The 16350-nt window shown below is 68.4% G+C and carries 13 protein-coding genes; 2 read left to right on the top strand and 11 right to left on the bottom strand.

The annotated features are described in order from the left end of the window. Positions 1-61: 61 nt before the first annotated feature. The 3 genes from AB0F43_RS35590 to AB0F43_RS35600 all read right to left on the bottom strand — a co-directional run bounded on the left by AB0F43_RS35590 (position 62) and on the right by AB0F43_RS35600 (position 4110). Positions 62-2191: an MMPL family transporter gene (locus AB0F43_RS35590; protein ID WP_360487387.1), complete on the bottom strand. Its 2130-nt coding sequence runs from the start codon at positions 2189-2191 to the stop codon at positions 62-64. A 220-nt stretch (positions 2192-2411) separates the two neighbouring features. Further along, entirely contained in the window at positions 2412-3506 is a 1095-nt protein-coding gene (locus AB0F43_RS35595) for a DJ-1/PfpI family protein (RefSeq protein ID WP_360487390.1), read from the bottom strand. Positions 3507-3510: 4 nt separating this feature from the next. Then, positions 3511-4110 (bottom strand): isochorismatase family protein, encoded by a 600-nt coding sequence (locus AB0F43_RS35600; RefSeq protein ID WP_360487393.1) that lies wholly within the window; start codon positions 4108-4110, stop codon positions 3511-3513. Between the two features lie 183 nt (positions 4111-4293). On the opposite strand from AB0F43_RS35600, the gene AB0F43_RS35605 reads away from it, so the two are divergent. After that, on the top strand, positions 4294-5379 hold the full coding sequence (locus tag AB0F43_RS35605; protein WP_360487396.1) for an aldose epimerase family protein: 1086 nt from the start codon (positions 4294-4296) through the stop codon (positions 5377-5379). Positions 5380-5620: 241 nt separating this feature from the next. On the opposite strand, the gene AB0F43_RS35610 is transcribed toward AB0F43_RS35605, so the two are convergent. Then, the gene (locus AB0F43_RS35610) at positions 5621-7045 is read right to left on the bottom strand and encodes a HAMP domain-containing sensor histidine kinase (protein ID WP_360487399.1); all 1425 of its coding nucleotides are present in this window, start codon (positions 7043-7045) and stop codon (positions 5621-5623) included. A 72-nt stretch (positions 7046-7117) separates the two neighbouring features. After that, positions 7118-8026, bottom strand: coding sequence for a phosphotransferase (locus AB0F43_RS35615; RefSeq protein ID WP_360487402.1), 909 nt, complete (start codon positions 8024-8026; stop codon positions 7118-7120). A 184-nt stretch (positions 8027-8210) separates the two neighbouring features. Between AB0F43_RS35615 and AB0F43_RS35620 the strand changes: the two genes are divergently transcribed. Further along, positions 8211-9641 (top strand): hypothetical protein, encoded by a 1431-nt coding sequence (locus tag AB0F43_RS35620; RefSeq protein ID WP_360487404.1) that lies wholly within the window; start codon positions 8211-8213, stop codon positions 9639-9641. 55 nt (positions 9642-9696) lie between these two features. Here the strand turns inward: AB0F43_RS35620 and AB0F43_RS35625 are convergent, their stop codons facing one another. The 6 genes from AB0F43_RS35625 to AB0F43_RS35650 all read right to left on the bottom strand — a co-directional run bounded on the left by AB0F43_RS35625 (position 9697) and on the right by AB0F43_RS35650 (position 16258). Next, positions 9697-10902, bottom strand: coding sequence for a cytochrome P450 (locus tag AB0F43_RS35625; RefSeq protein ID WP_360487407.1), 1206 nt, complete (start codon positions 10900-10902; stop codon positions 9697-9699). A gap of 156 nt (positions 10903-11058) precedes the next feature. Further along, positions 11059-11973 carry a PmoA family protein gene (locus tag AB0F43_RS35630; RefSeq protein WP_360487410.1) on the bottom strand — a complete coding sequence of 305 codons (915 nt, stop codon included), beginning with the start codon at positions 11971-11973 and terminating at the stop codon, positions 11059-11061. Next, complete coding sequence (locus AB0F43_RS35635; protein WP_360487412.1) at positions 11951-13096, bottom strand: Gfo/Idh/MocA family oxidoreductase; 1146 nt, start codon at positions 13094-13096, stop codon at positions 11951-11953. The genes AB0F43_RS35630 and AB0F43_RS35635 overlap by 23 nt, the downstream gene beginning before the upstream one ends. Positions 13097-13122: 26 nt before the next feature. Then, positions 13123-14445, bottom strand: coding sequence for a sugar ABC transporter substrate-binding protein (locus tag AB0F43_RS35640; protein WP_360487414.1), 1323 nt, complete (start codon positions 14443-14445; stop codon positions 13123-13125). 18 nt (positions 14446-14463) lie between these two features. After that, the gene (locus AB0F43_RS35645) at positions 14464-15345 is read right to left on the bottom strand and encodes a carbohydrate ABC transporter permease (protein WP_360487417.1); all 882 of its coding nucleotides are present in this window, start codon (positions 15343-15345) and stop codon (positions 14464-14466) included. Then, a complete protein-coding gene (locus AB0F43_RS35650; protein ID WP_360487419.1) occupies positions 15335-16258 on the bottom strand; it encodes a sugar ABC transporter permease in 924 nt (307 codons plus the stop codon). The genes AB0F43_RS35645 and AB0F43_RS35650 overlap by 11 nt, the downstream gene beginning before the upstream one ends. Between the last annotated feature and the right edge of the window lie 92 nt (positions 16259-16350).

The following is a 16350-nucleotide window of genomic DNA, read 5'->3' on the forward strand; positions in this document are numbered from 1 at the left end:
ATCCCCTCGTGGGTCGGTTCGACCGGGAGACGCAGGTTCCGGCGAAAAGGTTGGAAACGGGCTAGACCGACGCGAGTTCGCGATCCCGGACCTCGGGTGTGGCCGCGGCCGGCAGCTTGTTCGGCCACCAGGCCTTGCGGCCGAGCAGGACCATGATCGACGGGAGCACCACGATCCGGACCAGGGTGGCGTCGATCAGGACGGCGACGGCCAGGCCGACTCCCATCTGCTTCATCTCGAGCATGCCGAGGGTGGCGAAGACGGCGAAGACCGAGACCATCACCGCGGCCGCACTCGTCACCACGCCGGCCGACTCGGTGATGCCCTTGCGGACGGCCTCCCGTGGCGCCAACCCCGCCGTGACGCCTTCGCGGATCCGGCCGAGCACGAACACGTGGTAGTCCATCGACAACCCGACCAGGATCACGAACAGGAACAGCGGGATCCACGACACCACGAACCCGGCCGAGGTGAACCCGAGCAACCCTTCCGCCCACGAGTGCTGGAACACCAGCGCCAGTACGCCGAAGCACGCGGCCACCGAAGCCAGGTTCAGCAGCGTGGTCACCACCGCGATCGCGACGCTGCGGAAGGTCACCGCCATCATCACCAGGGTCAGCGCCAGCACGAACGCGATCACGTACGGCAGCTTGTCCCGCTGATTGTTGCCATAGTCAACGGACTCGGCCGACTCACCGCCGACCGCCCAGCTCACAGGTCCCAACGCCGCCGGCGCGAGCTCGGTCCGCAACTGGTCGAGCGCGACCTCCGAGTTCTTGCTGCTCTCCGGCAGCACCGACACCAACGTCAGTACCGCGGTCCCGTCCGCCTGCCGGATCGCCTCCCCCGGCGGCACCACGAACTTGCCGCTCTGTACGGCGGACTCCTGCAGCCGGCCCAACGCCGCGACCGCCTCCCCGCCTTGCGCGACCACGTCGTACGAGAGACCGCCCTGGGACGGGAAGCTGGCCTGCAGTTCCTTGAGCGTGCGCACCTCGGGGATGCTCTGCGGCAACGTGTTCAGATCGGCCGGTTCGGTCTTCATCCCGAGTGCCGGTACGGCGAGGGCCACCACGGCGACCGCGGAGATCGACAGCGCGGCCCGGGGATAACGCAGTACCGGAGCCAGGATGCGACGGCTGATACCACCCGGTCCGATCCGCCGGTTCAGCCGCCACAGCAGCGGAACGCGCGGCCGGTCGACCCGATGTCCCAGCTTCGCGAGCAGCGCCGGCAGCACGGTCAGTGAGCCGAGCACCGCTACCGCGACGACCACGATCGTTGCCGTCGCCATCGACTCGAAGGTCGCGTCCTGAGCGACGTACAGGCCGGCCATCGAGACGATCACGGCCAGGCCGGAGACGACCACCGAGTGCCCGGAGGTGGCCGCGGCGATCTCGACGGCGGCCAGGGTGTCGCGACCCTTGCGGCGTTCCTCGCGTTCGCGCTTGAGGTAGAAGAGCGAGTAGTCGACGCCGACCGCCATCCCGATCAGCAGGACGACGTTCGCCACCGAGCCGCCGTCCGGGAACAGGTACGACAGCGGCGCGTAGAAGCCGAGCGCGGCGCCGACGGCCGAGAACGCCAGCAGGACCGGGATCCCGGCCGCGATCAGCGCACCGAACGCGAGCAGCATCAGCGCGAACGTGATCGGCAGGCTGAGCTTCTCCGCCTTCGCGAGATCGGAGCCGACCTGCTTCCAGATTCCCGCATCCACCGACGCGCTGCCGGCCTGCGCGATGGTCAGGCCGGGGTTCGCCTGTTGCACTTCAGCTGTGGTGGCGACGATCTTCTCGATGTTGTCGGAGGCGTCGTCCGCCGTACCTTTCAGCTCCATCGGGACGAGTGCGGCCTTGCCGTTCTCCGACCAGACCGGCTGGCCGACGGACTGGATCGAGTCCAGTGCCTTGAGCTTCTGCTGAAGCTGGGCGATCGCCGTGCTCGCGGCCGCCTTGTCCAGCGTTCCGTCCGGGTCGGTCAGCAGGACTGTCTCGGTCGGGCGGTCGCCGAGTCCTGCCTTCTCGATCAGTTCCGCCGCCTGGCCGGACTGGCCGACCCAGGTGTCCTTGCTCTGCGTCTGTTGCTTCGGGATGACCACCGACATCCCGACTGCGACGACGACGAGCAGCAGCCAGAGGCCGATCGCCCGCCATGGATGGGTAGCACTCCAGCGCGCGACGCGCACGGTCATGGGGCCTCCAGGCCTGGACTGAGGAGCGGACGACTGGAGCGACGAGGGAAGGCCGGGAGCAAAGCCCCATGACCCGCCGCGCCGGAGGCGTGGCATTCAGTACAGTCACTGAACCCCTGCTCACCCTGTCCACCTCTCCGTTGGTTCGGTCAGGACGAGCCTGACCGGACCAGAGCCGGAACTCAGGAGTCTTGAGTCCCCGGCCGGGGTGGACCTAGACCTACCCCGCGACGGGTTCGGCGGTGCGGGAGCGGAGGCGGCGGAGCATCCGGGCATCCTCGAACCCGACCGACCGCGCGGCGGCCTCGACCGTCGCACCGTGGCCAATCAGGTGCTCGGCGCGTTCGAGCCGCAGCAGTTGCTGGTAGCGAAGCGGAGTCAAACCCGTGGCCGCGGTGAAGATCCGGGTCAGGGTTCGCTCGCTCACGCCGATCTGCTGGGCGAGGTCGGCCAGCAGCAGCCGGTCGGCGTACCGGGCGTCGATGACGTCCTGCACCCGGTGCGCGAGATCGCTGAGGTGAGCCCGATGCCGCAACATCGCGCTCTCCTGCAGCTCGTCGCCGTTCCGCCGCGCGTAGACGACCATCTCCCGCGCCACCCGCGCGGCCGCCTCGGCACCGTGCTCGACCGCGACCAGGTGGAGGGCGAGATCGATCCCGCTGGCGATCCCCGCGGACGTGATCACCCGATCGTCGACGACGTAGAGGACATCGCGCACGATCGTCGCCCTCGGGTACCGGGCGGCCAGCTCGGCGGTCAGGTCGTGGTGCGTGGTGTAGCGCCGCCCGTCGAGCAGTCCGGCCGCGCCGAGCGCGTCGGCTCCCGAGCAGACACTCGCGACCGAGCCTCCGCCGGCGTGATGAGTGCGCAGCCGCTGCCTGGTCTCCGGTCCGATGGGCGGCACCGGCGACAACCGCGGCGACCTCCACCCCGGTACGACGATCAGGTCGCCGGGACCGAGGTCGGGCCAGTCCAGCCGCGCCTTCACCGGGACGCCCTGCGCGGTCAGGATCTCGTCGGTCTCGGCCACGTAGCTCAGCCGGTAGCCGCAGCCGAGGTCGTTCGCGGTCGAGAAGACCTGCGCCGGCCCGGCCAGATCCAGCAGGTGCAACTTCGGCACCAGGAGGAACGCGACCTGTGTAGGTCGTCGCTCGTCATCCCGCGCCGTCGCGAGCAGGTGCTCGGCGCGGTAGCTCGGCGTGCTGGAGCGAAGGTCTCGATGCGGAGCATCGTGGCCTTTGCGCCAGTGCGGCGAGATGCCGTGCCGAGTGCCGCGCAGTAGGCGCGGGATGACGAGCGACGACCTCAGGCTCATCCGGTCAGGATGGCACGGGTACGCCGGTGAGTTCGTCGAGCGTCCGAATGGTGGCGAACCGGCCGGCCAAGGCGTACTCCGTTCGCTCGGTGACGACGTCGGGAGCCAGGGTCCGCGGGTCCGCCAGGATCTCCTCGAGGGTCGCGTCGGCCGGCATCGTCCAGTGCGGCAACGGAGTGGTCGCGGTCGCCTCGGTGACGAAGACGACGTCGTACCCGAGGTCGGAGGCGACTCTCGCGGTCGTCTCGCAGCACTGCTCGGTGCGGATGCCGCTGATCACGACCTCGGTGACGCCGTGCTGGGTCAGCAGCTGCGGCAGATTCGTTGTGGTGAAGGCGTTGTGAGACGTCTTGCTGATCACAGTCTCGTCGCCGAGGGGCTCCAGTCCTTCCATCAGCCGGACGTGCCCGTTGGCGGGGTCGAACGCACCACCGGTGCCCGGCTCGGTGTGCAGCACCCAGACGACCAGGTCGCCCTTGTCCCGGGCCGCGCGGACCAGGCGGTCGACCCGCTCGGCGATGTCGGGGTGGTTCACGGCCCGCCAGTTCGGGCGGACCCGGAAGGATTCCTGGACGTCGATCACGATCAGCGCGGTTCGGCTCATGACCCCCATCCTCGCGGCCGGCCGGCGTACCGCGGAAGGCTCGATCGGGGCCGGTGCCGGACCGATCCGGTCAGAGGGCTGGGAGCCGGGCTGTGCATCGCCGTCGCGGGCGCTCTCAGCGGCACCGCGAACGCCGCCACCCAGGCCAGTTCGACTGCTGGTACGGCGGATAAGTTGACCGCCATGGGCGAACACCACGACAGCTTCGAGATCCGCAACGACCCGTTCGGCACGACACCCGACGGACAGCAGGTGGACGTCTACACGTTCACCAACGGCCGGGTCACCATCTCGATGCTGACCTGGGGCGCCACCATCCAGCGGGTCGAGACACCGGACCGGCGCGGCCGGACCGAGAACATCAGCCTCGGGTTCGACAACCTGCCGGACTACGCGACGCTCAGCCCGTACTTCGGCTCCACCGTCGGCCGGTACGGCAACCGGATCGCGAAAGGCCGGTTCACCCTCGACGGTACGACGTACCAGATCCCGGTCAACAACGGCGAGAACGCGTTGCACGGCGGAACCATCGGGTTCGACAAGAGGGTGTGGACGGCCAAGGTGGTCCGCGGCGACAAGTCGATCGGGGTCGCGTTCAGCTACGTCAGCCCGGACGGCGAGATGGGCTTCCCGGGTGAGCTGACCACGACCGTGACCTACACGCTGGACGGGCGGGACACGCTGCGGATCGACTACCACGCGACGGTCGCGGGCAAGCCGACCATCGTGAATCTGACCAACCACGTGTACTTCAACCTGGCCGGCGAGGGCAGCGGCTCCGTCGAAGGCCACGTGCTGCAGCTGGACGCTCCGGCGTACACCCCGGTCGACGCTGGGCTGATCCCGACCGGCGAGATCGCACCGACGGCCGGCACGCCCTTCGACTTCAGCAAGCCGACCGCGATCGGCAAGCGGATCCGCGACGACCACCCGCAACTGGCGATCGGGCTCGGCTACGACCACAACTTCGTCGTCGGCGGCGAACCGGACAAGAACGGCCTGCGCTTCGCCGCCCGCTTCTGGGAACCAGAGGATGGCCGCACCGTCACCGTCCACACCACCGAGCCGGGCGCCCAGTTCTACAGCGGCAACTTCCTCGACGGCACCTTCCAGGGCATCGGCAACAAGTCCTACCGCCAGGGCGACGCCTTCGCCTTCGAGACCCAGCACTTCCCCGACTCCCCCAACCACCCCAACTTCCCCTCCACCGTCCTCCGCCCCGGCGACACCTACACCTCCACCACCACCTACACCTTCGGCGCTGAGTAGCAGCGGTGCCGAAGAACAGGAGGTAGCCGCCTCGCGACGCCGATCCGAGCGAAGCTCACGGCGCACAGCCGGGGCACCTCCTGTTCTTCGGTACCCGGTCACCTCTCGCCAGGCCCCAGCCACAGCCCCCCATTGGCCTCCAAGACTTCGCCGGTGACCCAGCGGGCGTCGTCGGAGGCGAAGAAGGCGATGACTGAGCGGGGTGGCCGGCGCCCGATTGTGATGGCCTGGCGGTTCGGTACTACCTCGGCAGTGCCAGGGTGAAGCTGGTGCTGCCTGGTTCGGAGACGACTGTGATCGCGCCGCCGTGGGCTTCGGTGATGGACTGGGCCAGCGAGAGGCCCAGTCCGGCGCCGCCGGAGTCGCGGGTGCGGGATGCGTCGGCGCGCGTGAACCGCTTGAAGACGGTGGGCTGCAGATCGGCCGGGATGCCGGGGCCGTCGTCATGGATGCTGAGTACGGCGGACTGGCGTACGTCGTCGGTGGTCAGCCCGACGGTCACCGTCGTACCGGCCGGTGTGTGCCGGCGCGCGTTGCTCAGCAGGTTGGTGACGACCTGGTGCAACCGCTGCTCGTCGGCCGTGACGACCACCGGTTCCGCCGGCAGGTTCAGGGTCCAGTGGTGGTCGGGGCTGACGATGCGGGCGTCGGTCACCGAGTCCAGCGCCACGCGGGCGAGGTCCACGGGTCTGAGGTCGAGCGGCCGGCCTGCGTCGAGCCGGGCCAGCAGTAGAAGATCCTCGACCAACGCCGCCATCCGGGTGGCTTCCACCATCACTTTCCCCATGGCCAGCGGTAGATGCTCCGGGCTACGAAGGCTGAGCTGTGCATAGCCGTGGATCGTGGTGAGCGGCGTACGCAGCTCATGTGAGGCGTCCGCGACGAACTGGCGGACCTGTTGCTCGCTGCGATGCCGGGCATCGAGCGCGTTCTCCATATGTCCCAGCAAGGTGTTCAACGCGACCGCGACCTGACCGACCTCGGTCCGTTCATCGGTGAGCGCTTCCGGTACCCGCGCGGTGACGCCGATCTCGCCCGTGGCCAGCGGCAGGCCGGCCACCTCGCGGGCGGTCTGCGCGACTCGGCGCAGTGGCCGCAACTGGCGCCGTACGACGATGATCGCGACACCTCCGGCAGTGATCACGCCGACGCAGCCGAAGAGCACCTCCCAGCCGATCAGGGAGTTGATCGTGTCGTCGATGTCCTTGGTGGGCAGGCCGGTGATCACCGCCGTACCGCCGATCTGTGACGCGCGGACGCGGTACTGGCCGAGCCCTGGGACGTTGACGGTCTCGTTCGCCGCATCGACCGGGACCGAGGAGAGTGCGGCGATCGCCTGCGCGGACAGGCCGGCCAGCTCACCGTCCGCGGTGATGACGTTCGCACTGGTCCCCGAGCCGGTCCGGTAGATGGTGATCGTGCCCGCGTCCTGGCCGTGCGGGTTGCCGAAGTCCGGCGGCTGGAACTCGTCCGACACGGGCTTGTTCAGTACGCCGATCGCCCGGCTCTGGGACGCGGACACCTTGTTGTCGAGCTGCCTGGTCAGGTACGAGCCGATCGCGGCCGTGATCAACGCGCTCATCACCAGGCTGACCGTTGCCATCAGCAAGACAACGGCCGCGGTCACCCGCGCGGTCAGCGAGGTGGGCAGCAAGCGGCGCATCATGACCCCAGGATGCGCGTCGATCCCTGGCGCTTCCTGGGCGAATCCTGGCACCTCGCTGTGAATCCTGACGGGTCAGAGAAGTTGCTCAGCCGCTTGTTCGAGCGCGGTGAGCTCGCGATCGGCCCAGCCTTCGGTGCGGGACTCGGCGCCGCGGATGAGCGGTTTGTCGACGAGGTGGAAGTGCAGGTTGGAGATGCGCGCGACGACACCGAGATAGGGGATGGCGGCCTCGTCGTCGGCGGTGATCGGACGGTGGGCGGAGTAGCCGGCCTTGAAGGCGTCCCAGTACGGCGTGGCCGCGACGCCGGTGAAGTCGGCGGCCCGGTAGCCGACGGCGGCGAGGTCGAAGTCGTACAGAACGAGACCGTTGCCGGCGACCAGGAGATTGTCCAGGGTCACGTCGCCATGGCAGATGCCGGAGGCCAGACTGTACCGCGCGAGGTTGTTCCGTACGGCGTCGGTCAGTGCCCGGAGCAGGTTTTCCTGCGCGGGTGCAAGGTGCGGCCGGAGTTCGTCGAACTGTTGTGATAGATCCGGCGCCAGTCGCGGAAATTCGGGCACGTAGGAATCGGCCATTTCGTGGAACCGGGCAACCAGTCCACCGAACTCCCGGTAGAGGTTCTCCTGGTACGGCGGCTTGGACCCGTCGACGAATTCCTGCAGCACGAACGGGCGGGGTCCCTCGGCTGCGTCGAGCAGCCCGACCGGGTCGCCGTCAGGGAGCGGATGAACGGCCGGCGTCCGCAGTCCGTTGGCGATCAGATGCGCCGAAAGCCCTGTCTCCCAACGGATTTCGTCCGGGCGCCGGCCGCCGTACCGGTAGAGCTTGAGGATGTAGCGCGCATCGGCCGTGGCCAGTTCGTAGACGTCGTTCACCAGGGACCGGAGCAGCGTGCACCCGGTGAACCCGAGGCCGTAGCGCTCGCGCAGGTACATCGTCATTGCGCCGGGGTCGGGCAGCGAACGCAGAGTCGGGATCACGAAGTAGAGGTTAGAACTCGGAGGTGTGAAGCGGCGGTGGAGTGGGGAGGTTCGAGACGTTTCCGGATTCGCCTCCCCTTCCGGGGCCGGAAACCGGTAGCCTCTTGCAGCGCCCTTAGCGGGAGGCCGCCTTACCATCCCGACGAAACTGCCGGAGAGCCCAAACCGGTCAGGAGACCACGTCTTGCAGGAGAACACCACCAGCACCAGCCCTGGCGAACTGGAGAACGTACCTCTCACCGGTGCGGACAAGGTCGCCTACGCCTTCTACGCCACGGCGGCCACCGCCGCCCTCGTCGGTCAGGTCTGGGCCGGCGTCACCCACATCCCCTGGCCCGAGGAAGGTTTCTCGACGTTCCTCAAGATCCTCCTCGTCACGCCCGCGGTGGCCGTGCTCGAGCTCGGTGGTGTCGCCACCGCCGCGCTCGCCGACCTGCGCCGGCGCAAGGGCGAGCAGGCCTACGCGTACCGCGCGATGTCGCTGTTCGCGGCGCTGGTCGCGGTCATCTTCAACGTGGTCGGGCACTGGCGGCCGGAGGAGCGGTTCCTCGCCTTCGGCTTCGGCGGCCTGTCCGCGTTCGCCTATGTGCTGTGGCTGATCCACAGCTCGGCCCGTCGCCGCGACGCTCTGCGGCGGGCGGGCCAGATGCGCGAGACCGGCCCGGTGTACGGCGTCGTCCAGTGGGCCCGCGAGCCGAAGGTCACCTGGCTGGCCCGGTCGCTGGCGATCGAGCACGGGTACGGCCTGTACGAGAGCCTGCGCGCGGCCCGGCACCAGATCCGGAACAGGACCCGGCGTGAGGCGATCGCCGGAACCGTGGCCGAGTACATCCGCTCCGAGCACCAGGACGAGCGGCTGGCCAAGATCGCCGAGACGACGTACGACCCGGACCGGCTGGCCGGGATGCTCGAGGAGCGGATCAACTACGAGGTCATCACGAACAAGCTGACCAAGGCGATCTCGCCGCCGCCGGAGCAGCCCGAAGAGGGAGCACGGATGCCGGCAGCGGTGTGGGTGCTCGAAGGCGGGCAGCCGCGGCCGCTGCGTGCGGACAGCACCGGCGTGTCGCTGCGCGACGAGGACGCCTGGACCGGCGAGCTGATGGCGATCGTCGACCAGACGCCGGACCAAAAAGACGGTGACGAGCCGGTCGCCGAGGCTGTCGTCGTCGAGGACGAGAGCGAGCGACAGCACGTCGCGCAGAACGGTACGGCGTCATCGGCTGTGAACGGCAAGCTGAAGCCGTACGCGCCGCAGCCGAAGGCGGAGCCGGTCGTGCGGAAGCCGCAGCCGCCGTCGCCGTTCGCGGACGCCACCGACTCCCAGCCGCCGGCGCTGATCACCACTCCCAAGGTCGAGCAGGTGCTCCCGGATCCGGTGCCGGTGGTCGTCGCGAAGACCGAGGACGACAAGCCGGCCGAGGATCAGCCGGAGCCGACCGCGCTGGAGAAGAAGCGGATGCGGGCGTACGCGCTCCTGTCGGACTGGCCGGCTGGTCGTGAGCGCACCGCGAAGACTCTGGCCGACGCGATCGCGTCGAGCGAGCCGATGGCCGCTCGGTTCATCGAGCAGTACGAGACCGAGCACGGCGTCGTGTTCGCCTCCCAGAACTGACGCTGACGTCCGAAGAAGTGGTGAGACGTCTCGCCACTTCTTCGAACGTAACGTCTCAGCCGAGGTTCACCGGCAGCTCGGCCAGGCCGCTGACCAGGACGCGACGCCATTCGAGGGCCTCGGGTGGCTTGGCCAGACTCATCCGGGGGAAGCGGCGTACCAGCGCCAGCAACGACTCCTGGAGCTCGATCCGGGCCAGCTGGGCGGCCAGGCAGAAGTGCGGACCGAAGCCGAACGACAAGTGCTTGTTGTCCTTCCGGTCCAGCCGCAGCTCGTCGGGTTCGTCGTACGCCCGAGGGTCCCGGTTGGCCGAGTTGAGCGCCGCCATCACGCCTTCACCGGCCTTGATCCGTACGCCGTGCAGCTCGACGTCCTCGATCGCGACGCGGAGTTGGCCGACCTCGCTGAAGCGGTTGAACCGCAGCAACTCCTCGACCGCCGACGGAACCAGGTCGGGGTTCGCGACCAGCTTCGCCCAGTTCTCCGGCCAGCGCAGCAGGGTCGCGACACAGCTGGAGATCTGGTTCGCCGAGGTTTCGTGACCGGCCACGAGGAGGTTCACGCCGAACGCGATCAGCTCGTCCTGACTGAGCCGGTCGCCTGCCTCGCGTGCCCGGACCAGTTCGTCGAGCAGGTCCTCGGCCGGCTGGTCGGTGTTCGCCAGCTTCTTGGTGACGAGGGCCTCGATGTACGCGGTCAGGTTCGTCATCGCGTCCTCGACGAGATCCTTCTCCGCCATCCGCATGCTGTACCCGAGCTCGGTCCACTCCCGGAACTGCTCGCGGTCGTCGTACGGTACGCCGAGCAACTGGCAGATCACCTGGATCGGCAGCGGCAACGCGACCAGCTGCCGGATGTCCGCACCATCGCCGGCCACGGCCACGGCCACGTCCTCGGCCAGCTGAGCCGACAACTCCGCCACCCACGGCCGGGTCCGCTCGATCCGCCGATGCGCGAACGTCGACGACACCAGCTTCCGCAATCGGGTGTGCTCCGGCGGGTCCGTCGTGGTGAGGCTGTTCGGCATCGGCTTGGCCAACGCGACCCGCGGCGCTCCGTGTTTCACCACCGCCGCCCGCGAGAACCGCGGATCCGCGAGCACCAGGCGCACATCGTCGTACCGGGTCACCAACCAGACCTCGGCCCCCGCTAGCGTCCGAACCCGGGCGACGGGCCGGTTCTCCCGCAACTGCGCGAACGTAGGCGACGGATCGAACTGAAACGCATCCTGAAACGGAATCTCGAGCACCGGCTCCGACATACCCCGACCCTAGGCGCCTTGGGGAACCCTTCGCCGAGCAGTCAGCGCGTCGGGCCGGGACCGGACCGCCAGGCCATCACAATGGGCCGCCCACGGCGCCTTTGCGCGGCGAGGGCCTGCGTTAGCGGTGATTGTGAGGGCCTGGCGGTTCGCACCTCAGCCGGCCGCCAGGGCCTTTTGGGCCTGGGCGGCGAGGCCGGTGGCGCGTTGGTCGTCGGAGGGGCCGTCGGCGACCAGGACGGCGTAGCGGAAACGGAGGGTCTGGCCGGGTTCGAAGGGGAGTTCTTCGGAGAAGAAGGGAGCGGGGCAGACGGCGGCGAAGTCTTCCGAGCGGACGAACCACTGGGGTGGGTGGCGGACGTTGTCGGCGGCGTCGGCGATGATGACGGTGGAGGCGCGGTCGTTGTTGTCGTGCTTGCCGCTGAAGCCCATCCACGCCGCCCGCTGGCCGCGCAGCTCGTCGCCGCCCTTGCCCTGCGGCGCCAGCACGGTGCCGTTGGTGAACGACCGCGGCCCGCGCCAGAACAGGCCGCCGTACCCGGCGTTCTCCCGGCCGGCCGTGGTCGGGCTGCCGATCTGGACGGTCTCGTCGGAGACGTTCGTCATCGCGGTCTCGTAGACCAGCACCCAGCCGTCGTCCGCGAACCGCGTGGTCAGCGACCGCGACTCGTCGACGACGTGCGCACCGGCCTGGGTCCGCCAGGACAAGTGGTGGACGAACCGGACCAGGTCGTCGGACACGTCGAGCGCGTCGATCCGGTCATGGTCCATCGAGCCGTTGTTGTCGAGCTGCTGGTACCCGGCCTCCCTGGAGAACGTCGGCCCGCCCCAGAAGTTCTCGTGCCCGAAGTGCGGCAGCGACCAGGTCAGGCCTTTGTGCCAGACGTGGTCGTGCGGCCGGAACACGCTGACCAGGTCGCCACCCAGCGTCCGCATCGGGTGCATGTACGGACGCGGTGACTCCAGCTGCGGATCGGTCGCCCGGTACACATAGGTGAACAGCTCGCCGTCCCCCGCCGTGACCTGGATCGATCGGCCGACGGCATGGTTACAACCGAGGTTCTGCGTCATGATTCTCCCGTTTCGATTGGCTGGTCCAGGGTGCGCCGAGCTCGCTGAACAACGCCAGCTCGTCCGACGCACGGTCGATCCACTGCTCCACGTCGAGCACGATCGGGTGGCGTTCGAGTCCTTCGCCTTCCCAGCGCACCAGCGCCTCCGGGATCTCGGCCGGCGCCTCCGCCACCCGCACCGCCTCGACGACCCTGGTGAACCCACCGGTCGCGGACAGCGGGCAGTACAGCGGTACGGCGGGATCCGCGCGATGGGCGAGCAGGTTCTCCAGCAGGTCCTCCCGGTCGTACTTCTCGACCGACCCGTCCGGAAGCTCGAGGGTGTCCGAGGCGTACTTCAGGACGGCGCGACCGGTCGAGCCGTGCACGATCACCTGCGGCTCGAGATGTTCCGCGGCGCACAACGTCACCGCGATCAGGATCGTCGTACCGCGACCGGTGACGATCCGGACCGTGGACGTGTCGTCGGACTCGATCGCGTTGGCCCGGAACAGCTCGGTCTCTACCGACCGTACGTCGTCCGCGCCGGGGGAACCGTCGAGCAGCAACGCGGCCGCGGTCGAATGGGCGAGCGGATTGGTCACCGCGCCGTCGACCACCGCGACCCCGTCGAGCGTACGGCGGCCGGCCCACCGCGCGCGCTGGAAGTACTGAGCCTTCCGCACCCATTTGCCGACCGCGCTGATGCCACGGATCTCGCCGAGCCGTCCGTCGGCCATCAGCTCAGCAAGCGTCAGCGTGGCCGCGGACGCCTGTGCCTGAAAGCCGACCTGGCAGGCCCGGCCGGTCTCGGCGACCACCGCGGACAGTTGCTCGAACTCGGCCAGCGAAGCGGTCGGCGGCTTCTCCAGCAGTACGTCGGCACCCGCCCGCATCGCCAACGTGGCCAGCGGGAGGTGCGTCTGGATCGGCGTACTGATGATCACCACGTCGACCTCGGTCGCCGCGAGCAGCTCGTCCAGGCCGGCGAAGACCTGGACGTCAGGTGGCAGGTCCTCGGCCGGCCGGGGATCGGCGACGGCGACCAGGCGGGCGCGGCCGGCCTCGGCCAGCCGCGCCACGTTCCGGACGTGCGAAGCCCCGTGGCCGTGGACACCCGCCACGGCCACCCGAGCGGTCATCTGCAATCAGTTGCCATCAGCAACACTTACTTGAGCTCCCCGTTGACCTCGTCGATGAATCCCTTCGCCGCCTTGTCCGGCGTCTGCCGGCCGAACAGCACCTCGGTGGTGTAGCGCTGGATGATCTTCTCCACCTGGCCACCACCCACCGGCGGCGCCGGCGACGGGTCGCCGAGCTCCTTGCCGATGTCCTGGATGAACTTCGCCGAGGCGGCGTCGGCCGGCTGCAGCTTCGGCGTCACCGCGGCGCGGATCTCGGTGTTCGGCGGCACGCCCCGCTCGGCCAGCAGGATGTTGCCGGCGGCCGGGTTGTTGGCCAGGAAGTTGACGAACTCGGCGGCTTCCTTCTGGTGCTTCGACCGCGACGAGATCGACCAGAACATGGATCCCTTGTAGTACGAGCCGTTCGCGCTGGCCTTGCCGTCCACGCTGGGGACCCGGAGCAGCTTGAGCTCCTGACCGGCCGCCTTGCTCATGGCGTTCAGCTGGTTGCTCCACATCCAGCCCATCGCCAGCTTGCCGGTGGCCATCGCGGACTGGTCGAGCGCGGCGTTCATGTCCTGCGAGACGAACTCCGCCGACGGGATGGCCTTGGCGTCCCGCAGCTTCAGCACCTGCTGGTAGAACGCGGTCACCTGGTCGGCCGAGACGCCGAGCTTGCCGTCCTGGGTCCACAGCGACTCGCCGTGCTGGCGGGCCCACAGGTTCAGCGCGGCCTCGTTGGTGCCGGGCGCGCCCGTCCCCCAGGCCTTGCCCTTCAGCTTGGTGGTGAGCTCGGCGGCGAGCTTGGTGTAGTCGTCCCAGGTCCACGTGGTGTCGTCCGGAAGCGCCACGCCGGCGGCCTTGAAGACAGCGGGGTTGGCCACGATCGCGAACGAGTTGATCCCGGCGTTGAGGCCGTAGAGACCGCCGTCGAACTCACCGGCCTTGAGGGTGTCCTCCTCGAACTTGCCGGTGTCCAGACCCTCGGCCTTCTTCAGATCCAGCAGCGCGCCGCGGTCGGCGTACTCGCGCAGGTACTTCTCGTCCATCTGGATGATGTCCGGCGCGTCGTTCGCGGCGACCGTGGTGGCGAGCTTGTCCCAGTACCCGGACCACTCGCCGAACTCACCCTTGATCGTCACGTTCGGGTGGTCCTTCTGGTAGGCCTCGATCGCCTGCTGGGTCAACTTGGTGCGGGTGTCGCCACCCCACCAAGTGAACCGCAGCGTGACCTTGCCGTCCGCGGAGTCGCTGCTGCCACCGGAGTCACCGCCGCAGGCACTGGCGGCCAGCAGGCCGGAGGCGATCGCGACAGCGGCCAGCGCACGCAGGCGCCGGCGCGCTGTGGGTGGAATGAGCTGCCTCATGGTGTGCACCTTTCGGAGTTACTTGATGCCGGTGGTGGCGATGCCCTTGATCAGGAACCGCTGGCCGAGCAGGAAAGCTAGGAAGATCGGGATGAGGGACACGACCGACATGGCGAACATCGATCCCCAGGACGATTCCGCGGTCGCGTCGACGAACGCGCGCAGTGCGACCGGGACGGTGTACATCTTCGGGTCGGTCAGGTAGATCAGCTGGCTGAAGAAGTCGTTCCAGGTCCAGATGAACGTGAAGATCGTGGTGGTGGCCAGGGCCGGCACCATCAGCGGCAGGATCACCCGCAGGAAGATCCCGGCCCGGCCGCAGCCGTCGATCCGGGCCGCCTCGTCCAGCTCCCGCGGGATGCCGCGGATGAACTGCACCATCAGGAAGACGAAGAACGCGTCGGTGGCCAGGAACTTCGGAATGACCAGCGGCAGGAACGTGTTGATCCAGCCCGCCTGCGAGAACAGGATGTACTGCGGCACGATCACCACGTGGATCGGCAGCATGATGCTCAGCAGCATGATCGCGAACCAGAACTTCTTCCCGACGAACTCCAGCCGGGCGAACGCGTACGCCGCCATCGAGCACGACACCAGGTTGCCGACCACACTGCCGAGCACCACGGCCGCGGAGTTCAGCAGGTAGCGGGTGAACGGCTCGGTCAGCGCGTTCCAGCCGATCCGGTAGTTCTCGATCCGCAGATCCTTGGCCAGGATGCTCGGGTCGCGGAAGATCTCGTTGCCCGGCCGCAGCGAGCTGACCACCATCCAGATCAGCGGGTAGAGCATCACCAGGGCGGAGGCCGCCAGCGCGAGGTGGATCACCACCGGCCGCATCCGGACCCAGCTGATCACCGCGGGCCGCGCAGTCACCGTGCTGCGGAGCGTCTCAGTCGTCATAGAACACCCAGTACTTCGAGGCGAAGAAGTTCGCCGCGGTGAAGGCCCCGATGATCACGAGCAGGAACCACGCCATCGCGGAGGCGTAGCCCATGTCGAAATTGCCGAAGCCCCGGTCGTAGAGGTAGAGCGTGAAGAACATGGTCGAGTCCGACGGCCCGCCGGTTCCCCCGGAGACGACGAACGCCTGGGTGAACGACTGGAATGCATGGATGATCTGCAGCACCAGGTTGAAGAAGATGATCGGGGTGAGCAGCGGCAGCGTGATGCGGAAGAACCGGCCCAGCACGCCGGCACCGTCCACGGAGGCGGCCTCGTAGTACATCGCCGGGATCTGCCGCAGGCCGGCCAGGAAGATCACCATCGGCGAGCCGAACGTCCACACGTTCAGCACCACCAGGGTGCCCAGCGCCGTACTCGGGTCGGAGATCCAGCCCTTGCCCTCGACACCGATCAGGGCGAGCACCTGGTTCAGCAGGCCCTCGGTGCCGAACACCTGCCGCCACAGGATCGCGATCGCGACACTCGAGCCGAGCAGCGACGGCAGGTAGAAGACCGAACGGTAGAACGCCATCCCGCGGACGCCGCGGTCGAGCACGACGGCGAGCAGCAGCGCGACCCCCAGCTGCAGCGGCACCGAGACGAACACGTAGGTGAACGTCACGCGCAGCGAGTTGTGCAGCCGCTCGTCGGACAGCATCCGGGTGAAGTTCTCGAATCCGATCCACTGGGGCGCCTGGATCAGGTTGTAGTCCGTGAAGGACAGGTACAGCGAGGCCAGCATCGGCCCGATCGTGATGAGGAACAGTCCCAGCAGCCACGGCGCGAGAAACAGGTACGCGGCCAGATTGTCCTTCTTCTGCCCTGCGGGTTTCTTCTGCCGGAGCGAGCCGAGCTCGCCCAGCGCACTCATACTTTCTTACCTCCGGAAACCTTGCGGGCGGCGGAAAGCGTTTGCCTTGGCCGGTCAAGTTAGCCCAGGAAACCGGTTCACACAAGACCTCG

It is taken from the genome of Kribbella sp. NPDC023972 (genome assembly GCF_040639075.1).
In the GTDB taxonomy this organism is placed as follows: domain Bacteria; phylum Actinomycetota; class Actinomycetes; order Propionibacteriales; family Kribbellaceae; genus Kribbella.